Annotated in this window: 12 protein-coding genes and 2 pseudogenes; 3 read left to right on the forward strand and 11 right to left on the reverse strand. The window is 58.0% G+C overall.

Translation table 11 applies throughout. The features are described from left to right. Positions 1-17: 17 nt before the first annotated feature. Positions 18-1,796 (reverse strand): HWE histidine kinase domain-containing protein, encoded by a 1,779-nt coding sequence (locus tag ACNJYB_RS36975; RefSeq protein ID WP_439371545.1) that lies wholly within the window; start codon positions 1,794-1,796, stop codon positions 18-20. 164 nt (positions 1,797-1,960) lie between these two features. Here ACNJYB_RS36975 and ACNJYB_RS36980 point away from each other — a divergent pair. Next, a pseudogene (locus ACNJYB_RS36980) lies at positions 1,961-2,103 on the forward strand (aquaporin Z); the annotation flags it as partial. A gap of 42 nt (positions 2,104-2,145) precedes the next feature. Here the strand turns inward: ACNJYB_RS36980 and ACNJYB_RS36985 are convergent. Both ACNJYB_RS36985 and ACNJYB_RS36990 read right to left on the reverse strand, forming a co-directional pair. Continuing rightward, the gene (locus ACNJYB_RS36985) at positions 2,146-4,533 is read right to left on the reverse strand and encodes an ATP-binding protein (protein WP_439371546.1); all 2,388 of its coding nucleotides are present in this window, start codon (positions 4,531-4,533) and stop codon (positions 2,146-2,148) included. Positions 4,534-5,020: 487 nt separating this feature from the next. After that, on the reverse strand, positions 5,021-5,215 hold the full coding sequence (locus ACNJYB_RS36990) for a DUF2735 domain-containing protein (RefSeq protein WP_439371547.1): 195 nt from the start codon (positions 5,213-5,215) through the stop codon (positions 5,021-5,023). Between the two features lie 443 nt (positions 5,216-5,658). Here ACNJYB_RS36990 and ACNJYB_RS36995 point away from each other — a divergent pair, with 443 nt between their 5' ends. Then, complete coding sequence (locus ACNJYB_RS36995; protein WP_439371548.1) at positions 5,659-7,635, forward strand: AI-2E family transporter; 1,977 nt, start codon at positions 5,659-5,661, stop codon at positions 7,633-7,635. Between the two features lie 83 nt (positions 7,636-7,718). On the opposite strand, the gene ACNJYB_RS37000 is transcribed toward ACNJYB_RS36995, so the two are convergent. From ACNJYB_RS37000 to ACNJYB_RS37020, 5 genes are all read right to left on the reverse strand, one after another. Then, positions 7,719-8,696 carry a putative zinc-binding metallopeptidase gene (locus ACNJYB_RS37000; RefSeq protein ID WP_439371549.1) on the reverse strand — a complete coding sequence of 326 codons (978 nt, stop codon included), beginning with the start codon at positions 8,694-8,696 and terminating at the stop codon, positions 7,719-7,721. A gap of 296 nt (positions 8,697-8,992) precedes the next feature. Further along, entirely contained in the window at positions 8,993-10,048 is a 1,056-nt protein-coding gene (locus tag ACNJYB_RS37005) for an ABC transporter substrate-binding protein (protein ID WP_439371550.1), read from the reverse strand. A 274-nt stretch (positions 10,049-10,322) separates the two neighbouring features. Beyond that, complete coding sequence (locus ACNJYB_RS37010) at positions 10,323-11,534, reverse strand: sensor histidine kinase (RefSeq protein WP_439371551.1); 1,212 nt, start codon at positions 11,532-11,534, stop codon at positions 10,323-10,325. Between the two features lie 795 nt (positions 11,535-12,329). Next, complete coding sequence (locus ACNJYB_RS37015) at positions 12,330-12,476, reverse strand: ATP-dependent DNA ligase (protein ID WP_439371552.1); 147 nt, start codon at positions 12,474-12,476, stop codon at positions 12,330-12,332. Between the two features lie 120 nt (positions 12,477-12,596). Then, entirely contained in the window at positions 12,597-12,935 is a 339-nt protein-coding gene (locus ACNJYB_RS37020; protein WP_439371553.1) for a hypothetical protein, read from the reverse strand. 113 nt (positions 12,936-13,048) lie between these two features. On the opposite strand from ACNJYB_RS37020, the pseudogene ACNJYB_RS37025 reads away from it, so the two are divergent. Further along, a pseudogene (locus ACNJYB_RS37025) lies at positions 13,049-13,232 on the forward strand (DUF3606 domain-containing protein). A 677-nt stretch (positions 13,233-13,909) separates the two neighbouring features. On the opposite strand, the gene ACNJYB_RS37030 reads toward ACNJYB_RS37025, so the two are convergent. The 3 genes from ACNJYB_RS37030 to ACNJYB_RS37040 all read right to left on the reverse strand — a co-directional run bounded on the left by ACNJYB_RS37030 (position 13,910) and on the right by ACNJYB_RS37040 (position 15,454). Next, positions 13,910-14,182 carry a hypothetical protein gene (locus tag ACNJYB_RS37030; protein ID WP_439371554.1) on the reverse strand — a complete coding sequence of 91 codons (273 nt, stop codon included), beginning with the start codon at positions 14,180-14,182 and terminating at the stop codon, positions 13,910-13,912. 471 nt (positions 14,183-14,653) lie between these two features. After that, entirely contained in the window at positions 14,654-14,887 is a 234-nt protein-coding gene (locus ACNJYB_RS37035; RefSeq protein WP_439371555.1) for a hypothetical protein, read from the reverse strand. A gap of 351 nt (positions 14,888-15,238) precedes the next feature. After that, entirely contained in the window at positions 15,239-15,454 is a 216-nt protein-coding gene (locus ACNJYB_RS37040) for a hypothetical protein (RefSeq protein ID WP_439371556.1), read from the reverse strand. Positions 15,455-15,488: the final 34 nt, after the last annotated feature.

Consider the following 15,488-nt stretch of genomic DNA (forward strand, 5'->3'; position numbering starts at 1 on the left):
CGATGGAGGTCCGCGGCTCATCGATCGTGAATATCGCCGGATAGTATATTTGGACTTGGTATGTCCTGTCGCCATCTTATACCTGAATCCGCGAACTCAAGTTGAGCCGAGCCGTTCAGAGCGCGCGGCACCAGCTCGGTGATCACCCTATAACCAAATCCCTTTTGCGATGGATCATGCGCAGCCGGCCCCCCCGTCTCGATCCACGAAAGAACTGCACCCTCACCGAGCCAGCTGCTACGGATCAAAATTTCGCCCGTTGTGACGGATAGCGCTCCGTGCTTCACAGCGTTTGTCGCGAGTTCATGCAAGGCAAAACCGAGGTTCTGCACGGCTGCTGCATTGAGAAGCAGGTTAGGGCCTTCCAGCCGAACACGATCGCTGATTCCAAAGATCTCCAGATGTGCGCGGACAAGATCGAAGAGCCATGCTCCCCGCCAGTTTTGTCGCAGCAACACGTCCTGCGATTGCGCGAGTCCCTGAATGCGTCGATCGAACTGAGCGATGAACTGGCTCACATCAGGGCTCCGACGAGCGGTCTGGACAGCCATTCCCTTCACGACGGCAAGTTGGTTCTTGGCACGATGAGCCAGTTCGCGCATCAGATAGGTGGAATGATCGGTTTGGGACCTCAGGTCAGCGGATGCTTTTACGAGTGTCGCAACAAGTATATTGGCCTCGACGAGCGATGTTGTGGCGGGCTTTATGATCTGGCTTCGAGAGATGGACTTAGCGATTCGGGTCGCCTCGTCGAGAGGTCGCGCCATGAGCAGCCCGAAATAGTAGGCGAGTGCCCAGCCAAGAACGACTGCCGTTCCTAAAGCCGCCGCGCCAATGGCGAAGCTGCGCCAACGTGGCGCTTCAACGAATGAGAGTGGCGCGCCGAGCGAGACATACCAGCCGGCGTGTTTGGATCGCGCCGTCGAACGCAAAATAGGCAGTCCTGCGACATTGAAAGCTCGATATACGTGGTCGCCCGCCTTTGCTGTTCGCTCAAAAAGTTCAGTCGGAAGCGGCGTGCCAACATACTCCTCCGGGCGATCGGAACGCGCAAGGATGATGCCGTTTTGATCCGTGACACCGGATATCCACCCCGGCGGATAATGTATCTGCTTAAGTATATCGGAGATGTATGAGGCCTGAAACGACATGATCAACACGTATTGAACTTGTCGCTCAGCATCGAACACCGGGATTTCCACATTGAAGACGTACAAGCCGTTAATGGACCCCTTGAACACGCCGGAAATCTGAGGGCGGCCGGTTTCGATGACGCGCTTTGCGGTGGCCGGGTCAGCCGTGGCTGGCAAAGGCGCGCCGTAATCGCTTAGCGTATCGACGAGTTGCCGATAGGATTTGTCGAGCAGGGCGATCGCTGCCTTCTTCGGCTTAAAGGCCGTGAGCGCCAGTTTATGAAATCCGCGCAGGTCGCCTGAGCTGAGTTCTGACGAGTTGGCGAGCGCCTCCAGAGTGACCATGGCGCGGTCGAGTTCTTTGTCAACATCAACTGCCAGATTCTTGGCGAACGCCACAAGGCGATTATCGGTTTGCGATTCCTCAGTGGAGGCCATGCGGTAAAGCCCGAACACCGAAACGCAAAGTAGCGGCAGGCTCAGCGCAAGCGCAAACAGTACCAGATACGTCCGGATCCGCTGCGGCCTCATCGCCATCCCCGGCGGCAGAGCAATGCGCCTCGTCTTGCCAAGGTCCAACCGTTGCGCGCCCGGACGCTCCATGGCGTCCGACTGGAGATCGGAAGATTCAGGTCCTCCTCGTAACGAGCCTGATTTTGGCAAATCTCGCCTCCCCGGAGCCGTACTCAACGCCCCGAAAGGTTCCCGGTTCCAAGTTACAGGAATGGCAAGCCGACTAACGCCTTAGGGCCTTTGTTCCGACCGACGTCCGCCCGTCGGGGTCTGGTTTGAGTCAACCGCGTCCGTCAAGCGACGGGGTGAGCACCCCCGCGCTGTTTGTCGGAGGATGGGCTCTGGCTCAGCGCTGGCTGTTCTGGGTAGCGCCGTTGATCGGAGGCGTGCTTGGCGGGGTGCTGTTTGCTGGCTCAGGGAGTATCCTTCGGCAGAGATCACCACCTGGCCAGAGTGAACGATAATTGTCTCGGCCCTACTTTCACGAGACCAACATGGTCTACGAGCTCGCGCGACTCCAACTATTGGGAATCAAGGTTCCGAGGCAGGCGGCCAACTCATCCTTTCGAAATGGCTTTGTCAGCCTCGGCAGGTCTGGGGCAATCCCCTCCACTTCTGAGTAACCGGATATTATCAACACTGGCACCCCAGGAGCCCGTTTGCGGATCGCACGTGCTAGATCGGCGCCGCTCATGCCGGCCATAAGGTGGTCGGTCACGATGAGGTCCAAGGAAGTTACGTCCTGGATCACCACGAGCGCTTCTTCGGCCGATTTGGCCTCAACGACGCGATAGCCGAGTTCTACAAGCATGTCCGACGTGCTTAAGCGCACAAACTCCTCATCATCCACTAACAGTGCTGTTCCCCGCCCCCGCATTGAGTCGCCATCGCGCGTGACGGGAGGCACCGCCGGTGTTGACTCCGTCTGAGGTAGCCACAGGTCGACGCGGGTGCCGAGATGCGGCTTGCTCTCGATTGTCAGGGCGCCGCCTAGCTGGGAGGCGAGGCCGTGCACCATGCTGAGGCCCAAGCCCGTGCCCTTTCCGACGCCCTTAGTTGAAAAGAATGGCTCGATGGCGCGAGAGCGCGTTGCGTCGTCCATGCCGATCCCGGTGTCAGCGACCGAGATTCGGACGTATCGTCCGGGCAGTATCTCCAGATTTTGCTCCGCCCGAACGTTTTCAGCAGCCGCGCTTATCCGAAGCGTGCCGCCATTTGGCATCGCATCGCGAGCATTCACGGCTAAATTCAGAAGCGCCATCTCAACCTGGTTCTGGTCGGCCTTGGCTGGCGGGAGATGGTCCTCGGCCTCAACAATCACGCTGATCTGCGGCCCCGCAGTGCTCGACATAAGGTCGGCGATGTTTCTCACCAAGTCGGAGATATCGACCGCGACCGGCTGGAGGGGCTGGCGCCGAGCAAAGGCGAGCAGCCGCTGGACAAGTACCTTGGCTCGTTCGGCCGATTGAACGGCGCCGGCGATCAGGCGCCGCTCCCGTTCACCCCCAAGCCCCCGGCGCTGGAGCATATCGAGCGCGCCAACGATTGGGGTAAGCAAATTGTTGAAATCATGGGCGACGCCCCCCGTGAGCTGACCCATTGCCTCCATTTTCTGGCTTTGCCGAAGCGCTTCTTGCGCGGCTGCGAGCTCCGCTTCGCGAGCTTTGGTAACGCTGAGATCTCGACCAACAGCGATGAAGTTTTGTCCGTCTAGTTCCGGCGCGACAGTCCACTCGATGTGCTTCCATCCACCTTGCACGGTCGCGATACGGTTTTCGAACCGGTTCGGCTGCCGAGTTTCAGCCATTTGAGCAATCGCCGCCAGAGTGCGCTCTCTGTCATCTGGGTGCATGAGAGTTGAATAGCCTCGTGCAATCAATTCTGGCTCGGTCCAACCTAATATGCGCGTCCAAGCAGGGCTAACAGCTGACATCCTGCCGGCGTAATCGGCCCGGGCGAGCATGTCCTGCGACAGATCCCAGAGGCGGTCTCGTTCTGCCGACCGGGCGGCGACCTGAGCTGCGAGCGTTTCGTTCAGGAGACGGAGACGCCCCTCACTCAACCTTAGTTCATGCTCCGCTCCACGCCGCGCTATTGCTGCGTGGGTACGCTCCGCAAAATCATGGATGAGGGTGATCTCCTCGACAGTCCAAATACGTGGCACAGGCGAATGGACGAACATCTGCGCGACCGTTCGTCCATTTTCACTTATGGGCAAATCGACATGGGCTCTGATTCCAAGTAACCGAAATGCATCGGTATAGTCGGCGGTGCGCGGATCCTTCTCCACGTCCACGTTGATGACCACTCGGCCTTTGCGAAGGTCGTCGATATAGGAACCGTAGTCTGAGAAATGGTGCAGTCCGGCGAGATTATCGTATCCGGGGGCGAACCAGTTCCTCTCTACAAAAGTGGTCCCGGCTTCATGGTCGATCGCGCCGTAACCGACTCGCGAGGCGCCCAATGCCTTACCCAGAAGCTCAGAGGCCACGAAGGACAAGTTAGCAGTGTCCGCCACGTTTCGGAGGCGCTCGTCGAGTTGCAAAAGCGCATCGCGACCACGCGTTGCCAAGACCTGGCTCGTCGTTTCGGCGACCGCGCAGAACATTCCGGCCACCAGACCGCTCTCGTCCCGGACTGGAGAATAAGAGAAAGTGAACCAGGTTTTCTCATCGTAGCCGTGCCGGTTCATCGTTAGAGGCAGGTTTTCACGGTAGGTGGCCTCGCCCGCCACGGCCGCATCGATTAATGGCGCAATGTCAGGCCAGATCTCGGACCAGACATCGAAGAAGCGTGCGCCCAGAGCACGTGGATGCTTGGTCCCAAGGATTTCCGCGTATGCGTCATTGTAGAGAAATCCAAGCTCTTCGCCCCAAGCCACGAACATGGGAAACTTGGAATTGAGCAAAAGGCCGACGACTGACCGCAGTGACTGCGGCCAGCTCTCGGGCCGGCCAAGGGGTGAGTTCGACCAGTTGTGAGCGCGCATGAGCGCACCGACGGTCCCGCCGCCATGGAGGAAGTTAGATTGGCCGACTAAGTTCTCTCTTCCGGGCATCCGACCAGCCATGTCTTAGCGAAAAAATATGCTGTGATTCAGAGAATGGAGATGATGCTTCTAAACCACCTAGCGGACGATTTATTGCACCAGATCGAGGCCTTCACTAGCTGCAGACGTTCATGCCAGTGCAAAGCACGAATAACTCGCTACCGCCTTGTTCCATTCACATTCGATCATCTTCATAATTCGTGAAATTCCTCGCCCACGTTGATCGTCATTCGAAGCGCAGATCGAGAAAGGGCCGAAACGATTTCGCTTCGACCTTTTTTTCCCTCGTACCGGACTGCGAAATGAATCGGGCCTTGCAGTGCTTTCAAGCCCGGGGCGAACCCTCGGATGCCCGAATGGCCTCCTCGTGGTACCAGCTCTCGCTACACACCGCTTCGCTCATTTTTGGAGCTGCCGCGGCCGATTGGATCTTCCCGTAACGTCGGCCGCCGAGAGCGGCGCGGCCGCCAGGGGGAAATTGGTAAATCTTGGCAGACCCCTCATCTGGATTTGCGCTCATGAGTTCCCTCTATGTTGATAAGCACAACTAAACTTGTTCAAGGGACATGTAAGTATTGGCGGGGCAGCCGACTTGTTTTTTCGAGCCAATTTCTTGTCCTGTCCTGCCGAGCACGCTTATCTACGGTGTGAATGTCGCCATGCGCGCGAACTAGGAAGAAGCCGCTTCACCCCCACCTCGTCCCCACAAGCTGTGGAAGGATGATCTAGTTGTCGAACATCTAGAGGGGTTGTAAGTTAGCCTAGCGTGAAGGCTACAGCTGCTTTGTAACGGTCCAAGCCTCTGTGAGACCGGGATTCACGCAGCATAGCTCGATCAAACTGCGGAGCTGGCGCGCTTCTGATCTAGACGGTTTCACGCGATGACCTAGTCTGCGAGCTGGTCGCCTAACGTGATCGTCATCCGCAGGACCCCGCGCTCTCAACGACGACGGAGACACGGAGATGAGCCCTCTGGCCAGGCAGCCCTTCAAGGCACGCACCACCGAGGAACTGATCGCACTCCTGAGCGCCGCGTCGGCTGCGATCCTGGCGGTAATCATCATATCGACGCTGTATTTCGGGCGAGACATCTTCGTACCAGTGGCGCTGGCTGTCCTTCTCAGCTTCGTATTGGCTCCGGTTGTAGGTCTCCTGCAGCGTATCCGCGTTCCGCGCGGTCTGGCCGTCGTAGGCGTCGTCATCCTCGCCTTTATCCTGATTTTCGCGCTCGGCAGTCTCTTGGCGACGCAGCTAACCCAACTCGCCGGCGATCTTCCTCGCTATCAGTCTACGATCAGCGACAAGATACAGTCGTTCCGCAATACCAAAGCCGGAACGGGTACGCTGGAACGCGCGTCCGACATGCTGAAAGACCTCGGCAAGGAACTCGACAAGCCGAAGGACACCGCGTTAGTGCATGCGCCCGGTCCGGCGTCGGGCTCGACCACTCCTGCTCCGCCAGTGCCCGTGGAGGTTCGCCAGCCCGATCCCGGCGCTCTGGAAAGCCTTCGTGCCCTGATATCTCCCCTCATCCATCCGCTCGCGACCACGGGCATCATCATCATTTTCGTTATCTTCATCCTCATTCAACGCGAGGATCTGCGTAACCGCCTCATCCGCTTGGCCGGCTCGTCCGATCTACAGCGAACGACTGCGGCACTAGACGATGCGGCGAGCCGCCTCAGCAAGCTTTTCCTCACCCAGCTCATTCTCAACGGAGCGTTCGGCGTGGTGATCGGCACGGGTCTTTGGTTCATCGGGATCCCCAGCGCAATCCTCTGGGGCATCTTGGCGGCTACGCTGCGCTTTGTGCCCTATATTGGTGCCGTGATCGCCGCCGCATTCCCGCTTGCTCTTGCGGTCGCCATCGATCCTGGCTGGTCCATGCTTCTGTGGACACTCGCTCTGTTTTTGGTCGTGGAGCCGATCGTGGGGCATGTCATCGAACCGATGGTTTACGGCCATAGCACAGGCCTGTCTCCTGTTGCCGTTCTTGCGTCGGCGACGTTCTGGACTGCATTGTGGGGACCCATCGGCCTTGTGCTCGCGACGCCGCTCACGGTCTGCCTTGTGGTGCTCGGGCGGCACGTGGAGCGGCTGGAATTCCTCGACATCATGTTCGGAGACCGGCCGGCGCTTGCTCCACCGGAAATATTTTATCAGCGCATGCTGGCGGGTGATCCGACCGAAGCAGCCGAGAAGGCCGAAGAATTTCTTAAGGAGCGATCGCTGGCCTCTTATTATGACGAAGTCGCGCTCCGGGGCTTGCAGCTAGCGCAGGCCGATGCCCAGCGAAATGCGCTTGATCAGGAACGTCTCACCAAGATCCGCGATGCGGTGAGCGAGCTCGTTAGCGACCTCGCCGATCAGGCTGAGCGGCCCCCTGCGAAAGGCGAGCCAACCATGGACGTGGAAGCATCCTCGGCGGTGGAAAGCGTTGCAGAAAACGCCGCGAACGAAGAGATGCCTTTCGTGCGCAAGGAAGATCTCCCGCCGGAGTGGCAGGGCGAGCACCCCGTGTTGTGCGTGGCCGGACGAAGCTTAGTCGATGAGGCGGCTGCAATCATGCTGGGCCAGCTCTCAACGGAGCACGGGTTGGCGGCGCGCGTAGAAGGCGCCTCCTCGCTGACATCCAGCAATGTGTTCCGCCTGGACACTACGGGGGTTATGATAGTATGCGTTGTCTATCTCGACATCAGCAGCCAGGCGCATATGCGTTACTCGGTCCGGCGGTTGAGGCGAAAATTGCCGAAGGCCACTATCATCCTGAGCTGTTTGGTCAAAGATATCGACGTTACGGCATTAGAAGCGATGCGCGAAGGTGCAAAAGCCGACCTTGCAGCCGCGAGCATTGGGGATACGGTCCGGCTTAGTATCGATGCCGGTGGTAGATCCAGCCAGACCGTGATGAAGCAGGCGACCGGCATAGCAGCGGCGTGACGTTCAGCGCCGGCCAGAGCAGTTGACTTGGCAATCTGTTGGCTCAACCCGCTGGCAAAGTGCCAAGCTAGACGTCCTGCCCTCTAAGCTCGATTTCTGAAGGCTACGAGGGCCATGTGCACCAAGTGAAGCTTTCCCTTGACCGCGGGTGAGATGTCAAACGGGTATGCTTCTGCCAGACCCAGTGAGCGATTGAGAACGTTGATAGACCGTGCGAGCGGACTCCAAAGGTCCAGCAACGCGTCGAAATCGCTCTCGAGGTACGGATCTCTCAACGTCTCCCGTGCTCGCGTCTCCAGAGACAATGGAAGCCCCGCCAGGGAATCGAGTGTCGCCACAATGTGCAGAAAGTGAGCAAATGTCTCGGCCCAATCTTCCCAGGGGTGAGACGTCGCATAAAGACTGATATGGCTTGCTGGGTCATGAGAGCGATCTTGGCGCGCATAGTAGGCGGCTAATGCGTCGTCATAGCTATTTGTTTCATCTCCAAAAACGAGTCGAAATGGCGCGTGAAGGCGTGCTTCATCGATCAATACATACCAGTAAAAGTATCCGATCTCGTGTCGAAAATGACCGAGCAAGGTTCGGTAGGTTTCGCGCATGGAGACACGTCGGCTCTCTCGCTCAACGTCATCGGCTTCCGCAAGGTTGAGCGTAATGAGACCAGCCCGATGTCCTGTCAGCACCGGCCCGTGCTCGTCAGACAAGATTTCGAAGCTCACTTGCATTCCTTGCTTTGAGCAAAGCGGAAGACGGAGCCGTCGCAAATCGTAGAGAAGGCGACGCTTCGCTTGTTCGACCCGTTTCCAAAGCCACACGTTCCGCGAATTTGCGGTGCTCGGAATGACGCGGGTAAGAGAGCACGACTCGCAATAGTATCGGTTGCTAACTCTGCACCAGTTACAACCGATGATCTGCCGGTTGGAGCACGATTCCACTTCTTCTGATCTTACCATAGCAATCCGATTGGGATCGAAGACGGCCGGCATCCGGCATCCGACGCATTCAATTTGCTCGAATGCTAATTGCGTCCGACAATATGGGCAGTTGAATTCCCGCATGACGCTTTAGCTCCGACCGGGCGCAAAGGTGGGTTCCCCACCGGACAACGTCAGGACCCTAGTGCGTGCGGGAAGCCAATAGTCAGCGCGATCACCACCCGCACCCCCCATTTTAGAACGCCAATCGGGCTAATTGGGTTCGCGATGTCGAGACCAATCGCTGCTATCGTCTGCATAGGCAGCTCCTTCGAAACGTGGGAGCGTTACACGGCGCCCACTCCGTGGCACTCTCGTGCCGGTGGAGGAGCCGCCCACAGCATCATCATCGGACTCTTGCGCCGCAGCAGACCACATCTCTACTCGATCACCGCGTCCGCCCGACTTAGGAGCGTCGGGGGAATAGTTAGGCCGATCTCGTTCGCTATTTTCAGATTGATCACCAGTTCAAATCTAGTTGGCTGCATGACCGGCAAATCCGACGCCTTTTCGCCTTTGAATATACGGCCGACATAAATGGCCGCCTGACGCCAAGTGTCTGTCTTGTCGGGGCCATAGCTAATCAATCCTCCGGCGTCCACCTCCTCGCGTCCAGTGTAGATACCCGGAATTTTGTAGTGCAGGGCTTGGCTGGCAATTCGTTCATGGCCAACAAAGCCAAAGAACGGGTCGGTGCTCACAATGAAGGCTTCGATCTTCAACTGCGCCATAGTCTCAAATGCCACATCCACGTCGCTGATGGTGCTGGTATTGAGTACGTGAAGATGTTGCTCTAGGGCCGTGGCCGCTGCCTTGCCTTCCTTAATCTGGCGCTCCGCAAGTGTGCCCTGGGGATTAACCAGCAGCGCCACCTCAGTGGCCCGCGGGACAATCTCTCTTATTATCTCCATTCGCTTAGCGAGCAACGCGGCACCTATAAAGGTGGCGCCTGTGACGTTTCCACCGGGGTGATTAAGGCTATCGACAAGGCCATCTGCGACTGGGTCTCCGCCATAAGCGAAGACGATGGGTATGGTCATGGTCGCCGCTTTGGCGAGGCGTGCCGGGACCGGTGATCCCGTCGCAAAGATGGCATCCACCTGGCTCCTGACCAGACTGTCCGCGAGCGCAGGGAGCCGGTCGAACTGGCCGTTGGCTGAGCGTTCGACGATGGTGAGATTGCGGCCTTCCTCGTAACCGACCTCCTTGAGACCGGCATGGATTGCATTCATTACCCAAGCTGGTCGCGCCAGTGCCAGCAATCCCATCACTGGCATTGCCGTCTGTGCGGCGCGTGCAGCAATCGACCAGGCGGCGGTGCCTCCTGCTAGTGCAATGAATTTCCGCCGCCTCATGCGGTACCTCATCGCGTAGGCCAGCCCTTGCTGGCGGTACGTTACATCAATCACTTGCGATTGAAATCCATTCCAAGCCACCTATGCGGCCGCTTCGGTCAGAAGCTGCCCTTGGGTAGCTCCAAGACGCTATACCGCTCAGCTCTCGAAAGCGGAAAATGCGGCGCCAAGAGCGGAAGTCACCTAAGGGCCGATTTCGTCGAAAAAAGGCGGCAGTGTTCCGTTGTAATCGTTGAGCCGAGATGAGACCGAGGTGGTCCTATGCGGGCCTTGGGATAGGCATCGCGATGAGTCGCGACTGCCGTCCCTTTTTCAACGGAATCGGCCAGACTCGGACGTCTCCAACTGGAAATCCCTACCTACCTGATAGCGGTACGCGAACGTGAAACTCTGCGCCACCGGCGGTCTTGTTCTCCGCCCAAATCTGACCATCATGGGCTTCAACGATCGCACGCGCGATGGACAATCCCATTCCCATGCCGTGGGACTTGGTCGTGAAAAATGGTTGAAACACCAGTTGGACGTTGTCGACGCCGGGGCCGTCGTCCGATACGGCGATCTCAGCGCAATTCTCGACGCGCATTGTTGTCACGACGATTTTGCGGTTGACCCGCGGCATGCCCGACGTCGCATCCATCGCATTCAAAGCGAGATTGATGATGACTTGTTGAAGCTGAGTACGGTCGCACTCGACGGGCAATTCTTCGGACAGGGTCTCGCTGCCGAGGTCCACCTCCCGTGAGGTCGCCAACCTCGACAACAGCTCGACGGTATCTCGGACAATTCCATTAAGATCGTTTTTTTTGCGCTGAAATGGAGCCTTGGCCAACAACTCCCGCACCCGGTTTAGTACGTCGCTGGCGCGCTGGTTGTCTCGCTTGATTTCGGTCAGGATTGTCTTGAGTTCCTCCAGATTCGGCGCAGACGAATCAAGCAAGACCTTGCCGGACTCGCTGTTTGTAAGAATGGCCGCGAGCGGCTGGTTCAATTCGTGTGCAATTGTCGCGGCAAGCTGGCCCGCCACGTTGAAGCGATTCATCTGAGCCAACTCTGAGGTGCGCTTTATATTTTTCAGCTCCGCAGCTTCGGCCCGTCGTCTCAACTGATCGACCTCAAGGAGACGACGGCGCAGTTCGCGCTGAGTTTCCCTGTGCACGTGAATATCAATGCAGCTACCGATGTACCCCAGGAAAGAACCGTCCCGCGCATAGCGAGGAATTCCCGTGTCATCGATCCAACGATACGCGCCATCATAACGACGCAAGCGGTATTCCATCCGGAATTCCTTTCGTGCGTCGAAATGGCTGATGTAAGTTTGCAGGCACGGATCTAAATCCTTTGGATGAACGCCCTCCGACCAGCCAGTGCCGAGCTCCCGCTGTATGTCCCGGCCCCTAAAATTCAACCAAGGCAGGTTAAACCAAACACATTGCTTATCTGTGTTGGACACCCAGATCATCACCGGGGCTACATCCATGACCTCACAGAACCTCGCATCCAGTCCACCCGGAAGCTCGAAAGGAAGATTAGTTGGGACTGAGTCACTCAAAGAGATGCGCCGCTTCATCGCTTGTTTTGCCCTCGATACTCGCGCCAGATGTTAAGCATTTTCAGGCACACGGCCAAGTGGCCGCTGGTCAATCGCGTCAGTTTAGCGCTGCCGCCATGGCTTCTGGTCAGAGGCGTTGAGCGGACATCTTCAGTGCTCATCGCAAGATCTCGGGCCAGAAGCTGACGTTCGTCTTATCGGCAAGGTGCCGCCGGCTGCCCTCACTCGGCGTCCTGTCTGGGGAACGGCTCTTGTGTCTTCCGACGACAAACGTATCGGGTATCGGCTCTCGGAGCAGTTCAAACGACTCTCGCAGGAGCTCGCGCGTCTGCTCGATCGTTTGGCGCAAATACTGTTCGTTCGAAATGGCGCAGCTAGAACGCGCACGCATCTCCCCTGATCTCACGCAGCAGCATGTTCGGCGATCCTTCGAGCAGATTGCCAAGTCCTGAGAAAGTCCGAAACGACAAAATGTCGGTCATCCGTAACCAAGCAAAAAGTAGGAGCCCTCATTGGCTCCGCCTACTGCTCTAGTCCTTGCGGATCGTCTCAGGGCCCAACCTAAGTTAAGGTCGTACATGGATAAAAAACAACTATTGATTGTGCCTGCATCGGTCTGGTGTTTTCACCGTGCCGCCGCAGCGGCGCTACTCTTTGCCTTTGATCTATCTCAAGTGGCGCGTGCGAGCCGCCCACATTCTCCCTTCACTAGGAGGCAACATGACAATGCGGCCTTGGATGTTGCATGCGCTGGCGTGGGGTGCAGCCGCCCTGGGCTTGGCAGCCATCATCTCCATGAGCATGTAGGGCCGCTCAGTGGCTCAGGCCCCCAGAGACCTCGGGCGGTGGATGGCGGCCGTTAATGATCCATGGGAAGCGGGCCGTCGAGTCGTAGCCATTGCGCGAGAACAGCCGGACGCGATCGCCGTCACGATCAATCCTGACGCGGTATCCGTCCATCTTGACTTCGTGGAGCCACTCGGGGGCCGTGTGGCACGGCTTTAGCCGCCGCAGGCAGGCAAAATTCGAAGGAGCTGCGCATAATCGGCAATCTATGCGCGAGAGCCGAAATGCGAGTCTTCAGAGCGGCAACGGGATCTGAACTCCCACGCGGCGGCCGAGTTGGGCCTCGATAAAGTCACTCAGGGCCTCCGAAACCGCGTGGCCTCCGGAACTGATATGTCGCTCCAACTCGCGGGCCACATCCTCCGATGCATCTCGGGACCAACCTTCGACCGGGTTGAAGGCGACCACGCGCAGCACCCGATCATATTGCCCGGCGAGCAGGTCGTCGATCAGTGTGGAAAGGTCGATGCCTTCGTCGGTCTCGCGGAAGGCCGCACCGTCGTGGAAGTCTTCGAGGACTATGTAGAAGTCCCTGTCGAGGCGATCGTTCGGAATGATGGACGGCGAGGCCATACGCGAGAACTCCACTCACCGGATTCCAAGATAGGCAACGGTCGGACCGAAGGCGAATCGGAACCTGCGAATTCCTCCTTTCGTTGCCGCGGTGCCAACATGGAGGAACTGGCATGGCAACGTCGAAAAAGCGGACCACGCGCGGACGCAAGGAGGACCGGGCGCACGGCGGGCGGACAGGATTACGAGGTGCGCTACGAAGCGAAGAAGACGCGCCGCTCTGCTTCCGCTGTGAAGAAGGCGGTCAAGAAGGTAGGCAGCAGCCGCAAGAAGGTTGAGCGGCGCCTGGGCCGATGAGGAGGGCCATGGCACATTAGGAACCGTCGCCCCTTCGACGAGTTCAATGATCACTCTTGCGTATCATCCTTTCGCAAGACGTGTCGCCAGACTAAGCTCCAGCTCGCTCCCCTCGGACTGGGGCACCGTTTATTTCGGAATCTATTTTTACAAAAGCATTCGGAATCCCATGTCATGTAAAGCAATAGTCTCGGCTTACGTACGCTTGAGGAACCAGCAGGCCCTCGAAGATATGAGAGATCTTCGGCACGAATTGCTCAAGTCCGCAGCCGGCTCTGCAATCAAGCACGTCAACGCTGATCTCCGATTGATCGAAGATGGGTTGGAACAGCTCCGCCGAAGTTAGCAAGCGGATAGTCATGACCTATCGCAACCGCAGAGCGACGGGGTGGAAGGGAAACGCAGTACCTGGGTCCTCAGGAACGCCCCTTCGCGCTCCAACCCCTTCACCCTTGTAGTCCTGCTTCCCTCTCACGCACCAGGCGTGCAACTCGCCGCGGGCCGTCCCACACCTCAACGGCAGCGTGGGCTTCTAAGAATTTCTCCGATCGAACTTGGGCGTCTTTGTCCGTTGGGCAATCGATTTCATAAACTGCACGGACAACGCCTCCTGCATCGACCGCGTACGCAACATATCGCATGGCAGTCCCCACATTGACGAGAACTGCTATCAAGATTCATTCGCCGCTTGATCGTTCCTGCGGCTGCGTCTCCTCATGGAGGAGGCGTGCAGATTGACGGCGCTGGAAAGAGACCCCAACTGAGGTCGGCCCTTCTTGCTGTCTCGACGGCCTGACTTCCGGGATGGGCTCGCTAAGCAGTTCTTTGGCCCTGGCGAGCAATTCGATAGATCGCTGAATTATTACCTTCTCGCGCTCGGTCTTACCGCGCATCCGCTCCAGCTTTAGTTCGATCTGTTCGGAAAGCCACCTCAAGTCGCCTGTTGCCATAAGCGCCTCCCGGTCAATCCGGGAGATTAACTCATGTTAGGTTCCCTGGTTCCGCCCTCAGTTTCCCTAGCTCACGCTCGGGCGATAGCGTTCTGCAGAGTGAGGGTGCTTCCACTCGCATTTCCTGCGACATCGATTCACATGGCGGGAATCAGTGAGGGCGGGAAAAATCGGCAACGCCGGGCTGGCGAAGGCATTTCATTTCGGAATTATTGAGCGCGGCGGCGTGAAGAGGCCGCTGTCCAACAGCAGCGGTCATTTAGCATAATTTAAGGGTGCGTCGGAACCGGCGCCATTTGCTGAGTTCTCTGCTCGCATCTGTTCCCAACACCAGATGCCCCAGCAAGGCCCCAGCCGTCTCCAACAACGGTTGGGGCCTTTCTTTTGCGCGTCGCAAGCTTGAAAATCAGCGCGGGCGCGCACGGGATGGCGCGGGGCCGAAGGGCCACCGGCGGGTGGCTTCTCCAAGAACTACGAGTTGAGGTCCCCCGTTGGGAAAGGCTGTTGCGTCTTCCTGACTAAGAAGGTCTCGTTCGCCTTCCCGTATTTGATGAGATATTCAAGCTGATCCGCGAGCACCTTGAAGTGCTCGGCCATCCTTCCGAACGTGTCCCGCTTCAGAGGATTGGTAGCAAGATCGCGGATCAATTCGCATTCGGCGATTTGGGCGCGCAATTTCTCTAAATGCGCTTGTACGTCTTTCACAGACGCCTCCCGCTGTAGTTAGGGCGGGAGCGCAATCGGTCTCTCAGTCACCGATAGTAGCCACGATCCGGGCGGTGATGCTTTCCAGATTGCATCCTCGAACTTGGCAGTCAACGGAATTAGAGTGCCGAAAGTTATATAGGCACCCCTCAAATTTAACATGGGTTAAATTGCGGGCAGCACCCGCCATACTGCGGAAGGCCGCGCGCTCTTTGAAATACAGCCCCCGCTGGAGGTGCTTTGGGGGCAGAGAGACGGCCCCGACTTCTCAGGGGTGTATCGGCCGGGGCCGCTCCGCCGGCCCGGGCGGTAAGCCAGCCGAGGACGATGAAATGTCGCTTCCCTGGTTCCTTATTTGAGCAGATCTTCGCCGGGCTTCAGCAGCTTCACATAGGTTCCGCTCTCATGCAGCTCGGGCCAGCCGCGCTCAACCGCGAACCTGATGCCGGCACCGAACTCTGCGCCGGCCGCCTTGCAGCCCTCCTTCGAAAGGAATGGCCCGTTGATCTTCGCGATGTGGATACGGCCGTCGTGGACAGGCTCGATGCCGGCGGCCAGCTCTAGCAACTTGCGCGCGGCGGCCTCTGGATCGGCAAAAGGC

This window comes from Bradyrhizobium sp. SMVTL-02, assembly GCF_051853005.1.
Lineage (GTDB): Bacteria > Pseudomonadota > Alphaproteobacteria > Rhizobiales > Xanthobacteraceae > Bradyrhizobium.

Bases quoted from the DNA above. Each gene is read 5' to 3' on its own strand.
- ACNJYB_RS36985 (WP_439371546.1), bottom strand. From the start codon at position 4,533: ATGTTCGTGGCTTGGGGCGAAGAGCTTGGATTTCTCTACAATGACGCA.
- ACNJYB_RS36990 (WP_439371547.1), bottom strand. From the start codon at position 5,215: ATGAGCGCAAATCCAGATGAGGGGTCTGCCAAGATTTACCAATTTCCC.
- ACNJYB_RS36995 (WP_439371548.1), top strand. From the start codon at position 5,659: ATGAGCCCTCTGGCCAGGCAGCCCTTCAAGGCACGCACCACCGAGGAA.
- ACNJYB_RS37000 (WP_439371549.1), bottom strand. From the start codon at position 8,696: ATGCGGGAATTCAACTGCCCATATTGTCGGACGCAATTAGCATTCGAG.
- ACNJYB_RS37010 (WP_439371551.1), bottom strand. From the start codon at position 11,534: ATGAAGCGGCGCATCTCTTTGAGTGACTCAGTCCCAACTAATCTTCCT.
- ACNJYB_RS37015 (WP_439371552.1), bottom strand. From the start codon at position 12,476: ATGGACGGATACCGCGTCAGGATTGATCGTGACGGCGATCGCGTCCGG.
- ACNJYB_RS37020 (WP_439371553.1), bottom strand. From the start codon at position 12,935: ATGGCCTCGCCGTCCATCATTCCGAACGATCGCCTCGACAGGGACTTC.
- ACNJYB_RS37030 (WP_439371554.1), bottom strand. From the start codon at position 14,182: ATGGCAACAGGCGACTTGAGGTGGCTTTCCGAACAGATCGAACTAAAG.